Genomic DNA, 24,801 nt, shown 5'->3' with positions numbered 1-24,801 from the left:
GGATAAAATAAATGAGACAATTAAAAATCACTAAGCAGGTTACCAACAGGGAAACTGCTTCATTAGACAAGTATTTGCAGGAAATTGGTAAAGTGGAACTGATTACTGCGGACGAGGAAGTAGAATTGGCACAAAGAATACGTGCCGGCGACAGAGCCGCACTGGAGAAATTAATCAAAGCCAACCTTCGTTTCGTAGTATCTGTATCTAAACAATACCAAAATCAGGGTCTTTCTTTACCCGATTTGATCAATGAAGGTAACTTAGGATTAATGAAAGCGGCAAAAAGGTACGATGAAACTAGAGGTTTCAAATTTATCTCTTATGCAGTATGGTGGATCCGTCAATCAATTTTACAGGCATTGGCTGAGCAGTCAAGAATTGTAAGATTACCATTGAACAAGATTGGATCTATCAACAAAATCAATAAAGCATACGCTCACCTTGAACAGGAAAATGAAAGACCACCTTCTCCGGAAGAATTGGCCGAAGTTCTTGATATGAGCGAGGAAGATATTAAAGAATCTATGAAAAACTCCGGAAGACACCTGTCTATGGATGCACCTTTGGTAGAAGGTGAAGATTCTAATCTTTATGATGTATTACGTTCAGGAGAATCTCCAAGTCCTGATAAAGATCTGATGCTTGAATCTCTGCAAATTGAGATTGAAAGAGCATTGAATACTTTGACACCAAGAGAGGCTGATTTGGTAAGATTGTACTTCGGACTGAACGGAAAACACCCAATGACTTTAGAAGAAATTGGTGAGACTTTCGATCTTACAAGAGAGAGAGTTCGTCAGATCAAAGAAAAAGCAATTAAGAGACTAAAACACAATACCAGAAGCAAGATCCTTAAATCTTACCTGGGTAAATAATTTTAGCGTAAAAATTTTATAGGCGGAGTCTGGTTTCAGGCTCCGTTTTTTTATGGATGTAACATTTTTCAAAATTTGTTCAACTAATTAAAATCATGTCCTATAATCACTTTGGTTAGAATTGAAATGATTAATTTTAGCTGCCTGGGATATGATGTTGATTATACACCAAAATAAAACAGACTATGAAAAAAATACTTTTCGCTTCTGCTCTAGCCTTATCTACTCTTTCTTGCAGGGAAAATAAATCGCAAAACAATAATATTGTAGAAAAAGCAGCTGAGAGCACAGAATCCAGTATTCCCATAAAACGCCTAAGTAAAACCCAGGATATATTTGATGGCATCTATTATGAAAAAGTCAAAAATGATCAGGAACTCAGGAAAATAGATGAGAAAATATCTTTAATGCAAGAAGATGCTCATCAAATGCAAAGTATATATAACAGTATTATTTCTAATTCAGAAGATTACTATTTAATTGCGGAAAGTCGGGCAAAATCTATTAACGATTCGGTTTTAAGAAAGGAAATGACTGAGCTCATCAAAGAAAGTTCAGAAAACTATGATCTGAAGGTTCAAAAAATAAAAGAACTTAAACATCAAATCAACAGGAATAAGCAAAGCATTTACAGTATATACTCCGCATTCAAAATAAGAAAAACGCTTCCCGAAATTGAAAAATACCAAAATGCTCATCCTCTGAAAACAGACAGTCTCAATCAATTTATCAACAAGCAAAATAAACTGCTGGAAGAATTGAAAAAATTAAAATAAAAATCATCACCTCATGCAATATACTACCCAATGGCTTACCGATAAAAGCCGCGTGAAAGAGCTCGTAGACTTTTTTATTACCCACAAAACAGATGCTTATATTTCTCATGGCGAAATGATGTCCGGCAGAGCGATAGATTCACACCACTGGAATCCTGATCTTGAACTGATTCTGACAGAACAGCTGATCACCGATTTTAATTCCGATGGCAGTTCCAAACTGAATATTCTGATTGCAGAAAATGAAAACGGGGAAATTGTCGGCATGATGGTTCTTAACGTGATCAACAGTCCTTTTAAGAAATATGCCATTCTGGAAGATATGCTCCTGGATCAGTCTGTGAGAGGACAATCCCTTGGAAGCAAACTGCTGGAGAAAGCCATTCATGAATCTAAAAGCTGGAATATCAGTTTTATCTTATTAGAAAGTGGAGTCAACAATCATGGCGCCCACAACTTTTTCAGTAGATATGGTTTCAAAAAGGTGTCGGAGAGTTATATTTTATCATTTTAAATTAAGACCAAAAGAAAAAAGTTAAACTATATAGTCAGTACAAACCGTACCACTTATGTACCTATAAACAAAGCCACCCTGTCAACGGATGGCTTTCTATTTTTTAATTCTTATTTGCTTTATTATTTTCAGCCTGCACCAGCTCTATCCAGCGAACCATTTCTTTTATCTGACTTTCAGAAAGCGCAGCTTCCGGATGAAGATAAGTATAAGAGGTAAGCGGCATTTTTTTCTGCTGTACCTGATTCGCAACAGATTCTAATTTATGAGTCTGTTTACGAGGGCTGTAACTACTCCATTCATTAAAATTCAATTCTTCTTTTCCCTTTTTTATATGCTTTTCAATATAATATCCTAAAGGCTGTATATAGGAATAGAAGGGATAATGAGTAGAATTACTGTGACAGTCATAACAGGAATTTCTCAAAACAGACTGCACATTCTCAGGAGTTTTGTAAACCTTTGAAATATCTGTTGAAGGTACCTGCCCGTAATCAGTATTACGGACAGGCTGAATGAATTGAATCAGCAAAAATATGAGAACAAACCCTAAAAATATATTTCTAATGTTCCGGTTCATCTCTTTTTATGTTTTAAAATACTTTTTTCACAGAACCACAGTTGATCATTTTCTGACCTTCATACGGATTGATAATCTCTTCCGATTCACTAATCCAGGTCCCTCCTTTTCCGTTATTATACATAGGACAGAAATCCTGGTATAATTTTAATCCTCCTGTTCCCTGTTCTTTTATTAAATCGGTAATGTCATTACTGAGGGAAAGCAGATGCTCTCTCTGGTGTGCTATATCATCCGCGTTTTCTCCGATATGCTCTGCATTTTCCGATGCGCTTTCTACAATATCACGCAACTCAGAATTGCTTTTTGCATCGGTTTTACTGATGTCTATTTTCTTTAATACAGAAAACAGATTTTTAGCCGCATCGGATGCTTTTTTAGGATCATCCTGAGCCAGGGCATTTTTTAGAGGAAGGTAGCCTTTGATAATTTGCTGGATCGGAAAAGCTGAAAGCTGGCCTGTTTCTTTTTTACTTTCCTTCAGGCTTTCTCTTACTTCCTGATCTGAGATTTCAGGTTCAGTTTTGTCAGTCGTTTTAATTTCCGGTGCTGCTTTCTTTTCAGGTATTGTACTGCCGGGTTTATTACAAGAATATAATGTGGCTCCCACAAACAGTACGGTTATTATATTTTTCATTGTTTCTTAAATAATATGGGTTAAAAAAATTAATACGTTAAAGTGATACCTGCTCCCCAGCCCATTTCATTATCATAATTTCCGGAAACGGATAACCACTTTTGAAGAATATATCTCACTCCGGTTGAAAACTCACCATCTGAATTGACACTGAAATTTCCTCTCAGCCTTCTGGAAAGCGGTATATCTTCACGGCTCAATTCCAATAATACTTTTCCGTTTTGGTCCACACTTGCGTCAGCAGTAATCAGCATTGGCAGCACATACTGCATACCTACTATAAATGCAAACTTGTTTTTGGAGGCTTTCTGCTGTCCGAACCAGGTCTTTTTGCCATGAAAATCCATTCCCATATCTTCCGCCATCTGTCTCTCCATGATCTCATGATTTTTCTGAACCCTGATTCCTGCATAAGGAAGCGCCCATTGGAATTTTCCTAAGAACCGTCCTACTTTCGCACTTCCTTCGAAATGATCAAAATTCCAGTTGGAATGAAACTCGTTAAGGTTAGCCCATCTTGGCCCGAACATCGTCATTGTCTCTGCATGAATCTTATTGCTTGCCACATCCAGCATTGCCATAGAACTCGTCATTTTATTATCCTGTATAAAGTTTTTCCAGGCCAGTTTCCTGTTCGGAAGCTGTGGATTGGGTTTTGAATTTTCATAGCTGAAGATTCTTCCCATTCCCGCCATCATATGGTATAAAATATGACAGTGGAAAAACCAGTCTCCATCCTGATTCGCTGCAAATTCTATCGTTACGGTTTCCATCGGCATGATATCCACTACATTCTTCAGTGGAGAGTATTCCCCTTTTGAGTTGATCAGCCTGAAATCATGACCGTGAAGGTGCATCGGGTGACGCATCATTGAATTATTATACATCTTAATTCTGAGAACCTCTCCTTTTTTGATCAGAATTTTATCCGTCTCTGTTACGGTTTTATTATCCAGAGTCCACAGGTAATGGTTCATATTTCCTTCCAGCGTAAATTTCATTTCACGGATGCTATCGGTTGGAAGAATGGTTTTCTCAGGAGATTTCAAAATATTGTAAGATAGTCTTTTGATGGTTTTCTCTTCCTTCATATCCATGCCTGAGTGTTGGGAATGATCCTCTTTCTTATCTTCTTCTTTCGTTTTCACTCCCATCATTTCATTGATATGCTTCGCTGTAGTTTTCCTTTGATTTTCTGATAATTCCGGATACATAACTTCGTTCATATCCATCATCTGATTTCCCATCGTCATATTCATCGGTTTCATATTTCCGCTCATTTCCATCATTCCGTTCATCATTTTCATTCCTTCAAAAAGCATAAGCCTTGGAAGATTGGGAGCCTCTATTTTTTCACCGGAACCCAGCCAAAGAGAAGCGTGTCCTATTCTGTCTTCTGAAGTTGCTCTGAATTCAAAGCTTTTATTTTCAGGGATGGTCACTTCAATATCATAGGTTTCGGAAACTCCTACAATCAGACGGTCAACCTCTACAGGTACCACATCATTTCCGTCATTTCCCACTACTTTTATCTTTCCGCCTCCGTAGTTCAGCCAGAAATAGGTAGAAGAGCCTCCGTTAGCCACCCTAAGCCTTACTTTGTCACCAGCTTTTAAATTGGAATAATCTGAACTTGGAGTACCGTTAATCAGAAATTTATCGTAATAAACATCACTTACATCCATTGCTTCCATTCTTTTCCATTCATTCAGGGCTTTTGTTCCCAAATTCCCGGACTTAATGGCTTCCCAGTAACTCTGTACTGCATTTTTCTTTACAGCATACCAGTCTGTATTCGCCATATGAAGCCTTCTTGCGATCTGCATCGGATCATCATCGCTCCAATCGCCCAGTAATACCGGAATTTCAGCATTATACTCCGTTTTCGGTTCGCCTTCTCTTTTTTTAAAGACCAGAATACCGTTCATTCCTATCTGCTCCTGAAGGGCTTCGTGAGAATGATACCAATAGGTTCCGTTTTGAGAGATTCTGAATTTATATAAATGGGTTTCTCCAGGTTTTACAGGCTTTGTGGTAAGATATGGAACACCATCATGTTCATTGGGAAGAATCACTCCGTGCCAGTGCAATCCGGTATTTTCCTTAAGCATATTGTGCAGATAAATTTCAGCAGTATCTCCTTCTGTAAAATACAAAGTAGGAGCCTGAAGTTTTCCATTGATTGCAATAGCCCTTCTGTTTTTTCCTGTAAAATTGACAATCGTATCTTTTACATACAGGTCATAACGAACTGTTTTTCCTCCGAAAGTTATTCTCCCGTTTTCTGAATTACGCTTTAGAACAGACCTTTCTTCTTTCGTTTCAGCGTCTGTGTGACGGGAATGATCTTCTTTTTCTACCAGATCCATCCCACATTTAGGGCATTTTCCAGGTTTGTCTGAAACCACATCAGGGTGCATCGGACAGGTGTAAACAGTTTGAGCTTGAGTTAAGACTTTTTTCTCTGGTTGAACAGAAGGCTTTATTATTTTTGCTTTCTCAACCTTAGCTGTTTCCTTTACTTTATTTACCTTATTTATTTTTGTTTCTGGAGATTTTGTTTTAATCTCTGTAGGGATCGCTTTCGTTTCCGGTTTTGCTGCTACTTTGGATTTTATAACTGCTGTTTTTTTCACAAGAGTCATTCCGCATTTCGGGCAGTCTCCGGGTTTTGATGACACCACTTCCGGGTGCATCGGGCAGGTATAATACGTTTTTGTAGTTTGTGCGAAAGTAAAAACAGAGAATAAAAGCACCAGAAACATTATTAATTTTTTCATAACATTTCGAACTTTTAGAAGCTGCATAGCTTAAATTTAATTATAAATCAAGCTATACAACTTATTGTTTTTAAGAACAATACAAGAATTAATTAATTTCTGACTTTACACTCCCGCAAGTAAGCATAGATTTCCCATAATATGGATTAGCAATCTGTTTTTCATCGCTTAACCAGCTTCCATCTGCCATTGGGCAGTATTGTACATATACGGGCTTTTCAGAAAGCTTAAACTCTTTGGTCAAAGCAATCATATTGTCTGAAAGGTTGAAAAAAGTTTCTCTTTGTGCTGCAACGGTTCTTGCTTCAGAAATAACAGAGGCGTCTTTTCTGAGAATATTAAGATTTCCTTCAGATACAACTTTATAGTCTATGGCTGAAGCTGTTTTAATAAATTCGTTTGCTGCTTTTGATGTTTTATCTGCGTCATCTGTAGCCAAAGCTGATTTGATAGCGATATAGTTCTGATACAGCTTAGAGACCTGAGCATCCTTTTTAGATTGGGCTGCTACTGAAATAATTGAGAATAAAGATAAGGCTGCTGTGATGATATATTTTTTCATTGTTTTAAATTTTAGAATTAACTTTTAATAAGAATGGATAACGCATCAGTAAATGCGTCAGGACATGTCGCCCGTAACGGTATACAATTGATGATACCGGAAACGACTGACGGATTCTAAATTCTAAAATTACAATGATTGATGTAGATAGGTACCGGCCGGTATTCAGGCGGTGCATTAATCTGGATCTGGGTAAATTTGGTTGCTGAAAAAGATTTATCAATAACAGCAAACTGATGTTTCACCGGAATTTCTGAAATCTGACCTAAAAAATCAATTTTAAGCAGATCTGATCTCTGGGAATCATCTACTTTTACTACTTTAATTTCTGTTTTGCAGCATCCTTTTTTGTCTTTAACACCGCATTTTGCACAGATACCATCCGTTTTCTGGCTTACAGAAACAAATTCTTTCATGCAATAATGAATGCTAAATGCCGCTCCGGAGGAAAACCCGAAGTAGAAAATAGAAAACAATATGGCAAGAATCTTTTTCATTGGTAGGACAAAGTTAAAAATATCTGTGACACCATTGTTATAAAATTTGGTAATGTTGTTATAAAATTCGGGAAATAAAAAAGCCTCCGAATTTTCTTCGAAAGCTTTTCTATTTTTATTTTTTCTGGGAGATTATATTTAATATCAACCTCATCCTTCGTCTTTTATAGCTTGAATTCCAGTTTCACATTAAAGAAACGCCCTGTAAGACGTACCGGAACGGGATACATATAATTACTGTTATAGTCTGTAATCCATTGGTTTGCAACAGTATTGTTGATGTTGAATGCGTTGAAAACCTGAACTCCTAATGTCAGCTCCTCGAAATTACCCCAGAATCCTGATCTCTTATTTTTTTCTTTCGGATCGATAAATACCTTCGTTAACCCTAGGTCTACCCTTTTGTAAGAAGGAAGAGTCTGCTGATAATTATACGCTGAACCAAAGTCCGGCTGTCCGTTACTGTTGAACATGACAGGAGCTCCTGTAGGTAATCCCATCGCATAAACTAAGGTAAGATTCACACGCATTGAGGGGAAGCTTGGCATATAATCCTGATAGAACATGGCAAACCTCAACCTCTGATCTGTAGGTCTCGGAATATCTCCTCTTCCATCTATATTTTCATACACCCTCGCATAACTCGCGGATAACCATGAATCTACACCTGGCACAAATTCTCCGAATAATCTCGTATCAATACCATACGCATATCCTTTGGAATTATTCTGCCCGGAATACCGGATTCTTACATTATCCATATAATATGGGATCAGGTTATCCATTTTCTTATAATAAAGTTCCGTAGTCAGTTTAAATGGTCTGTCATACATCTGGAACTCATAATCATTGGCAAGAATAACCTGTATAGAACGCTGCGATTTTATATCAGAATTAAAATTACCATCCAAATCTTTAATTTCTTTATAGAAAGGAGCCTGATAGTAGATTCCCCCTGAAATTTTGAACAGCATATCACTGTCCCAATCAGGCTTTATCGCAAACTGTGCTCTTGGAGAGAATATCGTTTCTTTATTGAAACTCCAGTTAGCAACACGTACTCCGGCATTCACAAATACCTTACTGGCTCCCCAATAGAACTTTTGTGAATACTGTGCGTATGCGGAAAGTCTTGTTGGCTCAATATTGTTTTGTCCGGCAATATAATAAGCAAGCTTAAGATCTCCTGTTGTTCCGGTTCTCGGATCAATAATTTCCGGTCTTGGAAGGCTGTATCCTGCGGAATCTACCAATTTCCACTCATTGGTAAGATCTTTCAGGTTTTCTTTTTCATATTTAAATCCAACCTCAAAGTCGGTATTTACATTGGGAGAAAATTTAGCCCTGAACTGGGTTCCGTAGGTTCTTACAAACAAATCATTTCTTGCATGTTCTATCTGTCCGCCCACATCAAACGATGTTACAGGCTGCTGCGTCACAGGATCAAAAGTCTGAAGCTCGTATGCTGACTGTATGGTGTAATATTCTCTTTCTCTGTTCTGATAAGCAAAAGCATCCAGTGTAAGTTTCCATTTATCTGCCGGCTTATAGTTCATGGAGAATGTTCCCATCATGTTTTTGTACTGGTCATTTTCTTTACCCGCATATCCTATATCCACGGTTATAGGCTGCTGAAGGCTTCCGAATGTAACACTTTTTGCTCTGGGAATCATCTCAAAATCATTCTTGGAATAATATCCGATGAATGACATGGAGAATTTGTCACTGACATGATAATTCAGATAAGACTGGAAATCCCAATAGGTTGGATTAAAGTCTGTATCTTCCTTCAGAGTGTTAAGAACAAGATTGGTATTTCTGTACCTTCCGGAAAATAAGGCTGTAAATTTTTTATTTTTGGAAGCCAAACCTGTTGTCAGCCTGCCTCCAATTAAACTGGCCTCTCCTGAAACTTCAAATTTTTCAGGTTCCCGGTAATAGATATTTAAAGCAGAAGACATTTTATCACCATACTTGGCTTCAAACCCTCCTGCAGAGAAATTCACTGTGGAAACCATATCCGGATTAATGATACTCATCCCTTCCTGCTGTGAGTTTCTGATCAGGAAAGGTCTGTATATTTCGATATCATTAATGTAGATAAGGTTTTCATCATAGTTCCCGCCACGAACCATATATTGGGAAGACAGCTCGGTATTGGAGTTTACAGAAGGTAAGGTCTTAAGCAGTCCTTCAATCCCACCATTAATAGAAGCTACAGATTTTGCTTCTTTTGCTGAAATTCTTACATTGGTAAGGTCGTTTGTTCTTCCTGTTGCTTTTTTTTGGAAGACAACTTCCTCTATATCGGTCACTTTAGTGGTCGCTGTATCTTTTTTCCTTTGTTGGGAGAAAAACAATACAGGGACCATAAGGCTTAGCGGTAAAACTAGTTTTTTCAAAAGAAATGTTTTAGAATTTCTAAAATTAATGTTTTTTTAACAATTACAAAATCGATTCTCTAATTCTTGTCAATTTTTGTAACAAATCTTCTAATAAATCTAATCTTAACATATTGGCGCCATCAGATAATGCGGTTTCCGGTGTAGGATGTGTTTCGATGAAAATACCGTCTGCCCCTACTGCAATTCCTGCTTTGGCAACCGTTTCAATAAGGTCCGGTCTTCCTCCTGTAACCCCTGAGTTTTGGTTAGGCTGCTGTAAGGAATGGGTAACATCCAGAATAACAGGAGCATATTCTCTCATGGTAGGAATTCCTCTGTAATCCACGATAAGGTCTGTATACCCGAAGGAATTTCCTCTTTCAATAATGGCTACTTTCTGGTTATCGGAATCTGTCACTTTCTGAACGGCAAACTTCATCGCTTCCGGCGAAAGGAACTGTCCTTTTTTAAGGGTAACACATTTTCCTGTTTTTGCCGCTGCGATCAATAAATCGGTCTGACGAACAAGGAATGCAGGAATCTGTAGAACATCTACATATTGTGCTGCCAGCGCCGCATGTTCATTCTCATGAATATCTGTTGTAGTAGGAATATTAAAGGTCTCTCCTACTTTTTTTAGGATTTCAAGAGATTTTTCTTCCCCAATGGTTGTGAAAGAATCTACACGGCTTCTGTTTGCTTTTTTAAAACTTCCCTTGAAAATGTATGGAATATTGTATTTATCCGTGATGCTGATTACTTTTTCAGCAATTCTTAGTGCCATATCTTCCCCTTCAATAATACAAGGTCCGGCAATAAGGAAAAAGTTTTTTGAATCTTTGTGCGAAATATTATCTAAATACTGAATCATTTTTGTTGTCATTAAAAAGTTCAGTAAAAATACTGAGAAAGTTTCACAAATGGAAATTATTTGGTTGGTTTAACAGGCTATCACGGCAATAGTTTTTAGCTCTTTTGGATTTTTGATTATTAAATTGATAGATGCTTCGACAGGCTCAGCATGACAACTCTAATACTAGCTGTTTTTATTAACGTCTACCTTACAATAGACAATATGGTAATCAAAAGAATATTGGTTTCTGATTATGAATTGATAGATGCTTCGACAAGCTCAGCATGACAACTCTAATACTAGCTGTTTTTATTAACGTGTACTTTACTAGACATATGGTAATCAAAAGAATCCTGAATTTCTGGTTATGAAATGATGGATGCTTCGACAAGCTCAGCATGACGACTCTAATACTAGCTGTTTTATTAATGTGAAAATTATAATATAAAAGTATAAACCATCAACGTACAAACACCTACGTCGAAGCCACATTACATTAACGTTATTTTTTAGCGATGTCATGCTGAGCCTGTCGAAACTTCTGTGATGATTTTATTAGAATTTCTTCAAAATCTTTTCAAAAGTATTCACATTCCTGCTTGTAAACTGATCTTTAAGGTTCTTTTTACCCAGTACTTTCCCAAAGGTAGAATCCAGGGTATTTCCTTTTGGAACCTGCCAGTAAAATATACCATTAACAATCGCTGCTTTTTCATTTTCCGCCTGAGCTGCTTTCTGAAACTCCTCCATCAGAACCTTTTCCACACCTGGAATTCCTACAAAGCCATAAATGTGAAATATATCATTCTTTTCAAAAGGAATACTGTTCCACAAAACTTCCGTTTCCTCCTGAGATTTCACAAACAAAAATGCTTCATAAGAAAAATGCTCTGACATTGCTTTTTCCAGAATTGTCTTTAATTCATCACTGTTTTTATCGGAAGAAAACACAATATTTCCGGACGCCAGTATTGAGCTCACCTCAATCATACCGGCATTTTTAAAGACCTGGCAGACATCCGCCATTTTCATATTCGTTCCTTTTACGTTGACGCCGCGGAGAAAAGCACAGTATTTCATTTTTCTTTAGGGATTAGGGATTAGATAATAGGTTGCAGGTTTTAAGTTTGAGGGTTTGAGGGTAAAAAAGTTATGAAGACTCTTTATTTTTAATCTTTAAATGCTTAAATATTTCAATCTTTTAATCAACCCGAATGTACAAATTATAGTCTGTACCGGAAGGTTTCAGATGGTAAATTTTTTCTAAAATCTTATTATCGCTTTTCAGATGATCTTTAACCCTGAATTCTTTTAAAAGTTTATAATGGGTCTGATAATAGACTGAATTCGCATCATTCCCTTCATACAGGTTTTTGTAGGAAAGAAGATATTTCGGTTTTCTTGTTTTTACCGTGTTGATCCAGTAATTTACTTTATCTTTTTTAATTTCCTCCTGAATCTGTTTATCTACCAATCCCACCTCATCTATCGTTTTTAATCCTGAAAAATAAGGAACATACCCAGCCGGCTCAAGCAGGATCCACTGATTTTTGTCTTTTTCATATTGATTTAAAAAAGTACCAATGGTTCTTCGGTAATTCCATTCCCCGTTTCCTGTTGCAATAGAATGAACGGTTTGAAAAACAAGCATCGGGAAAATGTAGAATATAATCAATAATGACAGCCAAAGATTTCTTCTCTCTTTCTGTTCCAGTACAAAAATAAGAACGGGTACGAAAAGTAAAATCTGCGGAACCCAGTAATACCAGTCAAATAAACTTTTTTGAGAAATAAAGATGATTTGTTTTACCCATCCGAAGATAAAGATCATCCACAAAAAGTAGTTTCTTTTCTCTCTCTGTCTGATCAGATAAACAAAGCAAAGCAGTTCAAAGATCAATACAACGATGGTGACAGGATTAAAATCTCCGGGAACTTTCAGCATTCCCCAGAAGTTTCCGAAACTCTTAAAAAAGTAGCCGATATGCTGCTGGATTGTAAGGTCTTCACTATAAAGAAGCTTTTTTGCAGTAATGGTATTGTTCACCAGCTCACCAAAGTAAAACCAGTTAAAAGCTACTGTTGATAAAACGCCCAGAATTCCACCAAAAATATAATTCCATCTGATTTTTCTGTTCCAGAATACATCTACCAGAAATACAATTCCCAGGAATATTACCGTATCGATTCTTGTAAACATAATTAAAACCGGAAGGAGTGTCAATACCCATTTTTTTCCTTTGTGGAAACCATAGTATAGCAATGACATTTCAAGAAAGAACAGAATTCCGTACTCCATTCCGAGAATTGAGATTTTAATAGCCGGAGGTAAAATACCGATCAGAAATATGAAGATCGCTTTATGCCATGGATTTTTAAGAACCAGATGAGAAAGCAATAAAGTTCCTATGGTAAACAATAAGGAATTAAAAATCAAAAGAGGCTCAATAAAGTTCTCTTTTCCAAAAACAAGATTGAAAAGATAAGATACAAAAACATACAGATGTGTTGTAGATGCAGAGATTTTAGTATCTCCATTGAACCCGATCACACCGTAGTCCAGCAGATTCTGAGCTACTCTCCAGGTGATAAATGCATCTTCCTGGATATAGTGTGTCAATAAAAAAAGAAGTTTAAAAGCAACTGTAGCAATTACGGCATAGATGGGGAACCTGCTATTATTTGTTTCAGCCATTATGTATTTTTAGTTTCACAAATATAATCTTAATATTCAGGATTCCCAATAATAAAAAAACGGAACCGAAGTTCCGTTTTAAAGTATTTTTATTTTGTCGCTTTGATAATCGCGTTCGTAATCTGACTTTCTTTTTCTTTTGAATACGTAGAATCATAAGGCTCCATCACATCAAATAAATATTGATAGAATGGCGTGATCTGCTGTACATTTTCAGATTCCTTCATCGCCTTATCTCTGCCCATTTCCTGAAGGTCTTTGATAAATACATTGAACTTCTTATCAATCGGCTCTATAGATTTTACAAGATAAGCATATGCTTTTTCTTTCTGTCCTATTTTCGTGTAAGCATCTGTTACTGCAGAAACAACAAGAGAATATTCCATAGGTTTTGTTCTCATTTGTCTTCTCAGGTAGCTTTGGTCTGCTTTGGAAAGGCTTAAATAGTAATCATACTCTTCAAAGATTCCTTTTTTAAGTACTTCTGCAATCTGAAGACCTTTCTGCTCCTGCCCTGCAATGATGTATCCTGAAACAATTGAACTTAATGAACGAGGGTCATTATATTTCTCTGCCGGAATTTCTTTTGCTGCAAGATCCAGAATTTCCAGTGCTTTAGCTTTCTGTCCGCTTAATGCAAGAGCTGCTGCGGCTCTACTCGCTGACATTCTGTAGCTGATGATATTGGAAGTTGCCGTTTCATCAAAGTGAGCATTTAAATTTTTAAAGTTCCCCCATCTGAAGTTTTTCACTACGTTATAAAGAGAATTGGCATCTACTCTTCCCATATCTCCATCAGCCGTCGGAGGCGTTTGGATTGGAATTAATCTGTAACTGAATCCGTCAAACTGAAGATAATCGTTCAGATAGAAAATATTCTCACTGTCATAAATACCTCCTGATGAGAAGTTGATAGGACGCTTCCAGTCGAAGTTGGCTAAAAGATCCATCAAAATCAGGTTGTTTTTATACAATGTATTTCCTTTGTAAGTAATCATAATCTGATTAGCAACATTAGGAAGATCTTCTTTGTTGATGATTCCCGACTTTAAAGCATTTTCTTTATTAACAGGAAGGATGAATTTGTTTACCGGAAGGATATTGTACTTCTCAAATTTCTCTTCTCCGAAATACATTTTCAACAATTCATCTTTTTCAGGAGATTTAAATTTAATGAATTCAATCGCCTGTTTCAGTGTTAAAGAATCCTGAGTAAGGTATTTTCTGAAAGACTGGAATTCAGTTTCAGGAGCTCCCTGCTCTTTCAGCATAGAGAACACACCTTCCCAATCTTCTTTCTTCATCATATAGATCTGGTCGTTTACCCCATCTCTGTAATCTTCGTGAGTCAACTGGCTGGGAATTCCCATAGCGTTGTAAGTTCTCCTTTTGATCTGGTCAAGGTTCCATGGAGTTGAAGCAAGGGTAAAGTTAACCACCTTCACATCGTCTCTGAATCTTTCTGTTTCCTGGATTGCCCAAACCGGGTAAGTATCGTTATCACCGTACACGAAAAGGATATCGTTTTTCGGTAATGATTTTAAAACGGAATACGCATAATCATACGCTGTATATCGGTTGCTTCTGTCATGAACGTTGTAGTTCTGGAAGCCCATCATGAAAGGTACTCCTAATAAAACCACTCCCAGAGCAATATTGGCTCCGTTTGATTTTACTTTAGACTGCAGGAACCACAAAATCGCTCCGGCGCCCATACCGATCCAGATGGCAAATGCGTAGAATGAACCTACCATTGCATAGTCTCTTTCTCTCGGCTCGAAAGGCTTTACTCCTGTATAGAAGATAATTCCTACACTTGTTAAAATGAATAAAGATAATAATGCATAGAATCTTCCGAAGTCCCTGTTTAATTGGAAGAAGAATCCGATCAAACCTAAAATTAATGGAAGGAAGAAGAATTTCACTGTACTTTCATTCTTGAATTTAGCAGGCATTTTATCCTGGTTTCCTACCACAGCATTATCGATAAAAGGAATTCCGGAAATCCAATTTCCTTTTGTACTTTCCATGTTTCCTTCAAGGTCATTCTGTCTTCCTACAAAGTTCCACATCAGGTATCTTACAAAGTAATATCCGTTCTGGAAAGTGATGAAATAATCCATATTCTGAAGGAACGAAGGCTTCTGAACATTGATCAGATTATAAGGTTTTACCTTCAGATAATCTGAAGCGGTAATCGATTTATCTTCATATTTTGCTCTCAGTTCATCAAAGATCTGTTTAGCCTGCGGATTGTCTGCCACATCTTCGTTAGCATAATTGAATGTAAAATCAGGAGCACCATACATAGAAATATAGTTCGCCATTACATCCTTATCTTCGTTGAACATTCTCGGCATTAAGCTTACCTGAGATTTGCTGAATACATAATTGAAACGGTCTCCGGTCTTTCTGTACGTTCCGGTTTTTTCATCTTTTTCGTAGATTTCACCGGTTTTTTGTGTCTTGAAGCTTCCATCCTCGTTTTTCTCAATTCCGTTAGCATCGAGGAATGCAGTATAATTCTGCCCGTAGATTGTTGGCCAGTCACCGTACTGCTCTCTGTTATAATAATCCAGCATACCAATTGCAGTGTCAGGATCATTAAGGTTCATCGGCGGGTTAGCATTCGCTCTGATTGGAATAACCATCCAGCAGGAGAACCCGATCATCATGAAAACTACAGATAGTGCACCCGTCTGATAGATCTTTCTTTTTGCTTTTCTTGCATACTTGATTAAGAAATAGCAGATTGCTACCATCAAAACAAAAGCCGCGATTGTTCCGGAGTGGAAAGGAAGTCCAAGACCATTCACGAAGAAAATCTCAAGTCTTCCGAACATTGTCATAATCAGAGGGAAAATAATTTTGAAAACAATAATCAAAATTCCCAGTGTGATAAGGTTTGCCCAGATAAAGTTTTTCCAGGTAAACTTATAATTCCTTGCATAATATACCAGACATACTGCAGGGATTGCCAGCATACACATCATATGCACTCCCACAGAAAGTCCTAAAACGAAGAAAATAAGAATAATCCATCTTTCACTGTCTCCTGCTTTATACTCATTCTCCCATTTGGTGATTAACCAGACCAAAAGCGCGATAAACATAGAAGCCATAGAATAAACCTCTCCTTCTACTGCTGAGAACCAGAAAGTATCTGAGAACGTAAAGCAAAGTGCTCCTACCGCTCCGGCAAATAAAATAGAGATTTCCTGATGTTTCGTAATTTCTTCAAAATCTTTGTTTAAAAGTCTTCTCACAAAATGAGTGATCGTCCAGAACAAAAATAAAATAGTCAGCGCACTGAACAATGCAGACATCGCGTTGATCACGATGGAGTAATTTTCGCCTTTCCCTAATGCAAAAATGGCTGCCACGGCACCCACTATCTGGAATAAAGCAGCTCCGGGAGCATGCGTTACTTCAAGTTTTACTGCAGAAGAAATGTACTCGCCACAATCCCAGAAACTGAAATTGGGTTCTATGGTGGACAAGTACGTGAAAAACGCAATGACGAAAATCACCCATCCTGAGACGGTGTTCCATTGCCTAAAAGTCCAATTTTTCATAGTATTAAATCAATTATGCGAAAATAAGGCTTTTATCTTATTTTATGCGGGTTTTAACAAAATTTAAAAATTTTGGCGTAGTATTTGCGATTACACTCGTGTCAAAACTGAAAATACGAAAATAATTTTTTACAAACTATGCCCTAGAAATCAAACAAAAGTTTAGTAATTATTTATTTTTTTGTATTTTTGTAGTCAGATTTTTATTGAAAATAACAAATAATGAGTAATGTTTACGATAATATCCTTGGCCTGATAGGACATACTCCTATGGTGAAGCTAAATACTGTTACAAAAGATATTCCAGCAACCGTTTATGCCAAGTTAGAATCATATAATCCTGGACATTCCACCAAAGACCGAATCGCACTTCATATTATAGAGAACGCAGAGAAAAAAGGCCTTTTAAAAGAAGATTCTGTAGTTGTAGAAACTACTTCCGGTAATACCGGGTTTTCTATTGCGATGGTATGTATCATTAAGGGATATAAATGTATTCTTGCAGTAAGTGATAAAACAAAACCCGAAAAAATTGCTTACCTGAAGGCACTGGGAGCCACGGTGTATATATGTCCGGCCAATGTACCGGCAGATGATCCGAGATCATATTATGAAGTAGCTAAAAGAATCGCTAAGGAAACTCCTAATTCTATTTACATCAATCAATATTTTAACGAGCTTAATATTGATGCACATTACCAGACGACAGGTCCTGAGATCTGGGAACAGACACAAGGTAAGATCACTCACCTTTTTGCCTGTACAGGAACTGGTGGAACATTATCAGGTTCAGCGAAGTTTCTGAAAGAAAAAAATCCGGACATCAAGATCATCGGAGTAGATGCTGACGGTTCTATTCTGAAGAGCTATCACGAAACAGGAGAAATTCACAAAGAAGATGTACATCCTTATCAGATCGAGGGAATGGGTAAAAACCTGATCCCTTCTGCCCTGCTTTTCGACAAGGTGGATGAGTTTGTAAGGGTAAATGATGAAATGTCCGCGTACAGAACCCGCGAAATTGCTTTGAAAGAAGCGATCATGGGAGGCTATACTACCGGAGCTGTAACACAGGGACTGATGCAGTATGCCCAGTCTCATGAACTTACAGAAAACGACCTGGTTGTTTTAATATATCCTGACCATGGCTCAAGATATATCACTAAAGTTTACAGTGATAAATGGATGGCTGAACAGGGATTCGTAAACAACTGTGTTCACAACTATGACGAAGTTTTCAAAACTGAGTTTATCAAATAAGAACGAATAAAATCACGATACAATAAAGCCTTTTGCGTTCTGACAAAAAAGGCTTTTTTACTTAAAAATTACGATACAATGTTGGATATTTTTGAAAGAATAAAAGAAAATCCAGGACCACTTGGACAATTTGCAGATTATGGTGAAGGCTATTTTATTTTCCCTAGATTAGAGGGACCTATCGGCCCTAGAATGCAGTTTCAGGGTAGAGAAGTAATTTTCTGGAGTGCCAATGACTACTTAGGGCTGTGTAATCACCCTGAAGTAATTGAAGCGGATGCAAAAGCAGCTGCTGAATATGGGATGTTCTATCCAATGGGAGCAAGAGCAATGTCCGGAGAAACAGACCAGCACCTTCAACTGGAAAGGGAATTGGCAGACTTCGTAAAAAAAGAATCAGCATATTTACTGAATTTCGGTTATCAGGGAATGGTTTCTACTATTGATGCCCTGGTAAGCAGAAATGATGTAATTGTTTATGATATGGATTCTCATGCCTGCATCGTGGATGGGGTAAGACTTCATTCCGGTAAAAGATTTACCTACAAGCACAACGATATGGCGAGTCTTGAGAAAAACCTTCAGAGAGCAACCAAGGTAGCTGAGGAAACAGGAGGTGGTATCCTTGTGATTACAGAAGGTGTTTTCGGGATGAGAGGCCAGCAAGGGAAAATCAAAGAGATCTGCGATCTTAAATCAAAATACCAGTTCAGATTATTGGTAGATGATGCCCATGGTTTCGGAACACTTGGTAAAACAGGTGCCGGTGTGGGTGAAGAGCAGGATTGTAACGATCAGATTGATGTGTATTTCTCTACTTTTGCCAAATCTATGGCTGGTTTCGGGGCATTCCTTGCGGGTGACAAAGAAATTATCAGATATCTGAAATTCAACCTGAGATCGCAAATCTTCGCAAAATCTCTTACGATGCCAATGGTTATCGGAGGTTTGAAAAGACTGGAACTATTAAGATCAAGACCTGAGATCAAAGCCAAGCTTTGGGAGAATGTTTATAAACTACAGAACGGACTTAAAGAAAGAGGATTCAATATTGGAGATACCAATACCTGTGTAACTCCGGTAATGATGCAGGGTACTCCGGTAGAAGCTACTCTATTGGTAAAAGATTTAAGGGAGAATTATGGTATCTTCACTTCTGTGGTAGTATATCCGGTCATTCCGAAGGGAATGATTCTTTTAAGACTTATTCCTACCGCTTCTCATACAGATGCAGAGATTAATGAAACTCTGGCAGCATTTGAAGCTATTCATGATAAACAGGTAGGTGGCTACTACAAAGAGCAGGAACAAAAATTACTGCAGGAACAAGGATTAAGTTTTAAACCGATTTAATTCATCAAAATAAAAGAAAGCCACTGATTGATTCAGTGGCTTTTTTGTTTAATAACTATAAAAGCACATGAAACTTAGAGGTTACACACTGGGAATTCTGTCGGCTGTTTCTTATGGCCTGATTCCGATTTTTATCCTGCCTGTCAAACAGGCGCACTTTTCAATGGATATTACGCTGTTTTACAGATTTTTCTTTTCGGCTTTAATGGTGGGAGGATATCTGCTGTATTCCGGAGAAAGCTTTAAAATTAATAGAAAGGAAACTTTAATTCTGGCCATCCTTGGTATCTGCTATGCCCTTTCTTCAGAATTTCTGTTTTTAGGATATGATTTCCTTACTCCGGGAATTGCCTCTACCGTTTTATTTATTTATCCTGTTATTGTTGCACTGCTGATGTTTTTCTTCTATAAAGAAAAGCTTACAGGATTATCCATAGTTTCTTTACTTCTTGCTTTTGCCGGGGTTATTGTTTTATGTATGAAAGGAAACGGGCTGGAAATCAATTTTACAGGATTGGGAATTGTGATGCTCAGTTCGCTGTTCTATGCTTTATATATGGTTATTGTCAATAAATCAAATATTAAAGTTTCCGGGTTTAAGCTCACCTTCTATTCCATGCTTTTCACCTCCATGTTCTTTATGAGCAAAGCTGCAATCGCTCATGCGTCCTTCGCTATTCCTTCAGCTGAGATTTTCATTAACTTCCTTATTTTTGCATTTCTTACCACAGTAATCTCCAGTCTTTGTCTGGTGTATGCTATCAAATATATCGGCTCTACTCCTGTCGCTATTCTGGGTGCGCTGGAACCGGTAGTAGCTGTATTGGTAAGCGTCCTGATGTTTCATGAAAAATTCACCAATAACTTATTGGTCGGGATTACACTGATCTTGTTAGGAGTTACTTTAAATGTAATTACAGATCGTAAAAAACTGAATCATGCCTAGATTATGTTATCCTGAAATGATATCAATAAGATCACACCAATTTAATTAAAAAGTAACCATACATATCTATTGATCTGATTGAAAAAAAAATTCAACAATCCATTATGGGCTCTGGCATAACAAAATTTATCTGACTATATTGCAGGTGTCTATTGATAGGTGTTCCCCTTTTATAACAGATAAATGCATTGATTATAAAAGCCTATGAAAGAATTGCAGAAACTTACTAAAGATCAATTATATAATAGAATTAAAGCAAACTCAGAAAACTTATACAATATCACCCATGAAGCTCTTGAAAACAACTTTTTCAATGAAAGTCCTTTAGATGAAGAAAGTCTTGCTGAATTTCTTGAAATGCTGGATGATGAAATTGCAGAGAAAATAAGAGAAGCCTCTCTGGAAACCAATCATGAAAATGATGTCCCTGAAATTATCCTTACAGAAAGTGAAAACAATACTTCTCTCGAACTGGTTACCCAGGAAGGCGAAGGATATAAAATTGTTCTCATAGAAGGTGATCTTCATTTATCCGGAAGACTATATGTTGAAGACTATATTGTTCTTATTGTAACCGGTAATATAAAGGCAGAAAATATAATCATCAACGGTTCTTTATATTGTTCAGGAACCGTTACTGCCAAAGTATTGTTCGGAGCATCCGGCAATGATAATGAAACCTATACCGGAGGCAGCATTATGACCTCTCTCATTGCAGAAAACGGACATTACACGGTGGCTGAAGGAAGTATCTATTCCAGATATTTAATCAGTTTTCATAATGAAATAACCGGGAAAACCGGAAAATTCATTGAGAATATCAGCCTTGAAAAACCCAGTGAAATGGCATTGCTGAATCCTGCAATTCTTGATCAGGACGGATATTTCGATGAAGATGCTTTTTTAAGTTTTATTGAAAATAATGCTCCGGATAATTTATTTATTAAGCCTGCTGATTTGTTTTGAGACAGAAATTGCAATAAGCTGAAACTCTAAAGACTTTTCCTCACTGTTTATAATCAGGGGGAAAAATTTTTTTCTAAAAAAACTTTGGAATAACTTTGCAAAAAATTTCTGTTGAAAGACCTGCTTCTTATAACTCCGCCTTTTACCCAACTTAATACTCCTTATCCTGCAACGGCTTATATTAAAGGGTTTTTAAATACCAAAAATATTTCCAGCTATCAGGTAGACCTGGGGATTGATGTTATTTTGGAATTATTTTCAAAAGACGGAATTCAGAAGGTTTTCAATAAAAAGATTGATCTTCAGAATACCTCTGAAAACTCCCAGAGAATTTATGCTTTAAGAGAAGAATATTTAAAAACAATAGAGCAGGTGATTCCTTTTTTGCAGGGAAAAACACCAACATTGGCAAGGCAGATCTGCAGCATGAACTTTCTTCCCGAAGCTTCCCGCTTCAACCAGCTGGATAATATGGAATTTGCTTTTGGAAATATGGGACTTCAGGATAAAGCCAAACATTTGGCAACGCTCTATTTAGAAGATATTTCCGATTATATTGTAGAAAATATCGATGCTGATTTTGGTTTCAGCAGATATGCCGAACGTCTTGGAAAAAGTGCCAATTCATTTGATGAATTATATTCTAAGTTATCAGGTGGACCCACCTTTATTGATGAGTTTACTTTAAAAATTCTTCAGGAAAAAATCGAAACCATACAGCCGAAGCTGGTTTGTTTTTCAATACCGTTTCCGGGTAATCTGTATTCAGGTTTCAAATGTGCACAATGGATCAAAAAGCATTACCCTCACATTAAAATTGCAATGGGAGGAGGTTTTCCCAATACAGAATTAAGAGAAGTTAAAGACCAGAGAGTCTTCGAGTTTTTTGATTTTATTACTTTAGATGACGGTGAACTTCCCTTGGAATTACTTCATCAGAATTTAGGAACCCCTGCGGAAGAAGGTGAATTTAAAAGAACTTTTCTACTCGAAAATAATGTAGTTGTCTATAAGAACAATTCTAAAAGACATGATTTCAAACAGTCTGAAATAGGAACTCCAGATTATACAGATTTAAAACTGGACCAGTATATTTCCGTTATCGAAATCGCCAACCCCATGCACAGTTTATGGAGCGACGGAAGGTGGAATAAACTGACGATGGCACATGGATGTTATTGGGGGAAATGTACCTTCTGCGATATTTCTTTAGACTATATCAAGATCTATGAACCTATCTCTGCTAAAATTCTGGTAGACCGGATTGAAGAACTGATCAGGACAACCGGCGAAACAGGATTCCATTTTGTGGATGAGGCGGCGCCACCTGCTTTAATGAGAGAAGTGGCTCTGGAAATCCTCCGAAGAAATCTGGTGGTTACCTGGTGGACGAATATCCGTTTTGAAAAAAGCTTTACCCGCGATTTATGCTATCTCCTGAAACTTTCAGGATGTGTTGCTGTTTCCGGGGGGCTTGAAGTGGCCAGTGACCGATTGCTGAAATTAATCGATAAAGGAGTTTCTGTGGAACAGGTTGCCAATGTAACCAGGAATTTTACAGAAGCAGGAATTATGGTTCATGCTTATCTGATGTATGGCTACCCTACCCAAACCGTTCAGGAAACTGTTGATTCATTGGAAATGGTTCGACAGATGTTCGAAATGGGAATTCTACAAAGTGGTTTCTGGCATCAGTTTGCTATGACGGCACATTCTCCTGTTGGAATGAGTCCGGAAGATTTTGGAGTGGTTCCCGTAAAGCAGGAAATTCTGTTTGCCAATAATGATGTGGATTTTAAAGATAAAACCGGAATCGATCATAACAAGTTTAGCTTCGGATTAAAAAAATCTCTGTTCAATTATATGCATGGAGTCAATTTTGAATTGCCACTTCATGAATGGTTTGATTTTAAGATTCCAAAAACAACCATTCATCCGGATTATATTCACGACTGTCTTTTGGAAGATGGACAGTTTCAATTGAAGACCAATTCTAAAGTTGTCTTTCCTACGAAAAATGTAATCGCTGAGAATCGCGTAAAAAATAAAAAGAAATATTCCGTGCTTACATTCCATTTAAAAACCAATATTGTAAAGGTTGAGCTGGAACAGGAAAAAGCTGAATGGCTGATGAGTGTATTGGAAGAAAATGCGATTGAAAATTCTAAAAAACCTACAGTTCAACAACTTAAGAATCAGTTTGAAGAAAATTTTGATGATTTTGAACTGTTCTGGTTCTCAAAACCGATGCAGCAATTGAAGGAAAACGGAGTGATTTTGAGTTTATAAAATTTTCCGCTTTTTTCTCAGGGATTTTTGAGATTGCGGAATTTTTGTGAATTTTTTCTGAACGAATAACACCTGCTTCTATTGAATTATAATCTCCCACAGATTTCCCGGATTTACACAGATCTTAATTTTGAGAGAGAATCTTCTACTTTTTCATAACTAAGAAATCAAATCCAAATTTCTAACTACCATAAATAAAACGGCAAAATATTCCCCTCCTCCGGAGGGGTGTCGAAAATTCAAAGAATTTTTGACGGGGTGGTCAATGAATTTAATCCATAATAAAAAAACGGGCTAAAGCCCGTTCCTATTGAAATGAAAATATTTTTCTTTTTTAATCAGAGTTTTAATTTGGAGTCTCCTTTGATACGGCACCCACAGATACCTTTTCCTGAACTTTAATAAAATTAGGATCCATAATAGCCATGCGCTCTGCCAATGCTTTATAAGTTGGGAATTTCAGGATTGAAGCCCTGCCGGACATTTCTCTATAGATTGTAAAAGACTTCCCTCCCGCTGTTTTCAGCTGTTTTGTTGTAGTGATATACCTTCCGATAAGCTTGCTCTTAGCATCATAGATCTCAATATCTATAGGGGTTTTATCCATAATAGTATCTTCTGAACCGAAGCTTACAGGTAAATTGGTAAAATAGCCTACAGGAACACCATTGCTGAGAATCTCCCCTACTTTATTGACCTCAATATTCATCTTGTCTATTTTCCTTCTGATCGCATAAGCATCTTTTGTTTTAGCGTCCAGCTTCCTTTTCGGAACATTGGAAAAAAGCTCATCAAGATTTTTGACATTAATGCCTTTGTTATCAATAATTTTAAGATCTTTCACTGAAGTAAAAACTGCAGATTTTTCTTCTCCGGAAAATGCAGAAGGTGATGAATAGCCTACTTCAATCGTTTTATCCCTGTTATATACCCTGTTGATACTGATATAGCTGTCACGTACAGAATCAACAATACTTTTATCAATAAACTTTATCGTGTATATCGGGGTCTCCTTCAGATCCATAAAAGTATATTCGCTGGATTTGTTGGATAGCTTAGCCACCGGAATGCCGTCTATATTAATAATTCCCCTCTTGGTTTTGATATTCTGAGCATGAAGGAAAACACTCAGAACTGTAAAGAATATGATTATACTTTTCTTCATAGAATCAGACTTTTACATCAATAAAAAAAGTGTAACACAAAGTTACACTTTCTTGAAAATATATTTAGCTTTTCATTTAATTATTCACAAA

General features: G+C 37.0%; 19 protein-coding genes. 8 read left to right on the top strand and 11 right to left on the bottom strand.

The genetic code is table 11. From position 1 onward, the window contains the following. Positions 1-11 precede the first annotated feature (11 nt). From ACE3RB_RS02040 to ACE3RB_RS02030, 3 genes are all read left to right on the top strand, one after another. Positions 12-878 (top strand): RNA polymerase sigma factor RpoD/SigA, encoded by an 867-nt coding sequence (locus ACE3RB_RS02040; RefSeq protein ID WP_002979276.1) that lies wholly within the window; start codon positions 12-14, stop codon positions 876-878. Between the two features lie 185 nt (positions 879-1,063). Continuing rightward, a complete protein-coding gene (locus ACE3RB_RS02035; protein WP_374462655.1) occupies positions 1,064-1,654 on the top strand; it encodes a hypothetical protein in 591 nt (196 codons plus the stop codon). A gap of 13 nt (positions 1,655-1,667) precedes the next feature. Then, positions 1,668-2,168, top strand: a complete 501-nt coding sequence (locus ACE3RB_RS02030) for a GNAT family N-acetyltransferase (RefSeq protein WP_374462654.1) — start codon at positions 1,668-1,670, stop codon at positions 2,166-2,168. A gap of 103 nt (positions 2,169-2,271) precedes the next feature. Here ACE3RB_RS02030 and ACE3RB_RS02025 read toward each other — a convergent pair whose 3' ends face one another. From ACE3RB_RS02025 to ACE3RB_RS01980, 10 genes are all read right to left on the bottom strand, one after another. After that, positions 2,272-2,748: a heme-binding domain-containing protein gene (locus ACE3RB_RS02025; RefSeq protein ID WP_374462653.1), complete on the bottom strand. Its 477-nt coding sequence runs from the start codon at positions 2,746-2,748 to the stop codon at positions 2,272-2,274. A 13-nt stretch (positions 2,749-2,761) separates the two neighbouring features. Further along, complete coding sequence (locus tag ACE3RB_RS02020) at positions 2,762-3,385, bottom strand: DUF3347 domain-containing protein (protein WP_374462652.1); 624 nt, start codon at positions 3,383-3,385, stop codon at positions 2,762-2,764. A gap of 29 nt (positions 3,386-3,414) precedes the next feature. Beyond that, complete coding sequence (locus ACE3RB_RS02015; protein WP_374462651.1) at positions 3,415-6,165, bottom strand: multicopper oxidase domain-containing protein; 2,751 nt, start codon at positions 6,163-6,165, stop codon at positions 3,415-3,417. Positions 6,166-6,253: 88 nt separating this feature from the next. Further along, the gene (locus tag ACE3RB_RS02010; protein WP_374462650.1) at positions 6,254-6,727 is read right to left on the bottom strand and encodes a DUF3347 domain-containing protein; all 474 of its coding nucleotides are present in this window, start codon (positions 6,725-6,727) and stop codon (positions 6,254-6,256) included. A 116-nt stretch (positions 6,728-6,843) separates the two neighbouring features. Further along, on the bottom strand, positions 6,844-7,224 hold the full coding sequence (locus ACE3RB_RS02005; RefSeq protein WP_374462649.1) for a hypothetical protein: 381 nt from the start codon (positions 7,222-7,224) through the stop codon (positions 6,844-6,846). A 164-nt stretch (positions 7,225-7,388) separates the two neighbouring features. After that, positions 7,389-9,626, bottom strand: coding sequence for a TonB-dependent receptor plug domain-containing protein (locus tag ACE3RB_RS02000; protein ID WP_374462648.1), 2,238 nt, complete (start codon positions 9,624-9,626; stop codon positions 7,389-7,391). A gap of 43 nt (positions 9,627-9,669) precedes the next feature. Beyond that, positions 9,670-10,479 carry a 3-deoxy-8-phosphooctulonate synthase gene (gene kdsA, locus ACE3RB_RS01995; RefSeq protein WP_047429997.1) on the bottom strand — a complete coding sequence of 270 codons (810 nt, stop codon included), beginning with the start codon at positions 10,477-10,479 and terminating at the stop codon, positions 9,670-9,672. A gap of 537 nt (positions 10,480-11,016) precedes the next feature. Further along, positions 11,017-11,541: a DUF1697 domain-containing protein gene (locus tag ACE3RB_RS01990; RefSeq protein ID WP_374462647.1), complete on the bottom strand. Its 525-nt coding sequence runs from the start codon at positions 11,539-11,541 to the stop codon at positions 11,017-11,019. Between the two features lie 121 nt (positions 11,542-11,662). Continuing rightward, positions 11,663-13,156 carry a hypothetical protein gene (locus tag ACE3RB_RS01985; protein WP_374462646.1) on the bottom strand — a complete coding sequence of 498 codons (1,494 nt, stop codon included), beginning with the start codon at positions 13,154-13,156 and terminating at the stop codon, positions 11,663-11,665. Positions 13,157-13,245: 89 nt separating this feature from the next. Next, positions 13,246-16,731, bottom strand: a complete 3,486-nt coding sequence (locus ACE3RB_RS01980; protein ID WP_374462645.1) for a DUF2723 domain-containing protein — start codon at positions 16,729-16,731, stop codon at positions 13,246-13,248. A gap of 222 nt (positions 16,732-16,953) precedes the next feature. Here ACE3RB_RS01980 and ACE3RB_RS01975 point away from each other — a divergent pair, with 222 nt between their 5' ends. The 5 genes from ACE3RB_RS01975 (at position 16,954) to ACE3RB_RS01955 (ending at position 23,545) form a co-directional block, all read left to right on the top strand. Further along, the gene (locus ACE3RB_RS01975) at positions 16,954-17,991 is read left to right on the top strand and encodes a PLP-dependent cysteine synthase family protein (protein ID WP_002979259.1); all 1,038 of its coding nucleotides are present in this window, start codon (positions 16,954-16,956) and stop codon (positions 17,989-17,991) included. An 81-nt stretch (positions 17,992-18,072) separates the two neighbouring features. Continuing rightward, complete coding sequence (locus tag ACE3RB_RS01970; protein ID WP_374462809.1) at positions 18,073-19,344, top strand: aminotransferase class I/II-fold pyridoxal phosphate-dependent enzyme; 1,272 nt, start codon at positions 18,073-18,075, stop codon at positions 19,342-19,344. Between the two features lie 67 nt (positions 19,345-19,411). After that, positions 19,412-20,290 (top strand): DMT family transporter, encoded by an 879-nt coding sequence (locus ACE3RB_RS01965; protein WP_374462644.1) that lies wholly within the window; start codon positions 19,412-19,414, stop codon positions 20,288-20,290. A 204-nt stretch (positions 20,291-20,494) separates the two neighbouring features. Next, positions 20,495-21,256: a polymer-forming cytoskeletal protein gene (locus ACE3RB_RS01960; protein WP_374462643.1), complete on the top strand. Its 762-nt coding sequence runs from the start codon at positions 20,495-20,497 to the stop codon at positions 21,254-21,256. A 111-nt stretch (positions 21,257-21,367) separates the two neighbouring features. Beyond that, positions 21,368-23,545, top strand: coding sequence for a radical SAM protein (locus ACE3RB_RS01955; protein WP_374462642.1), 2,178 nt, complete (start codon positions 21,368-21,370; stop codon positions 23,543-23,545). Between the two features lie 346 nt (positions 23,546-23,891). Here ACE3RB_RS01955 and ACE3RB_RS01950 read toward each other — a convergent pair whose 3' ends face one another. Next, the gene (locus ACE3RB_RS01950; protein WP_374462641.1) at positions 23,892-24,710 is read right to left on the bottom strand and encodes a hypothetical protein; all 819 of its coding nucleotides are present in this window, start codon (positions 24,708-24,710) and stop codon (positions 23,892-23,894) included. Positions 24,711-24,801: the final 91 nt, after the last annotated feature.

Origin of the sequence: Chryseobacterium sp., assembly GCF_041914225.1 — a bacterium.
Classification (GTDB): Bacteria; Bacteroidota; Bacteroidia; order Flavobacteriales; family Weeksellaceae; genus Chryseobacterium.
This window is presented reverse-complemented; position numbering and strand designations above follow the sequence as displayed.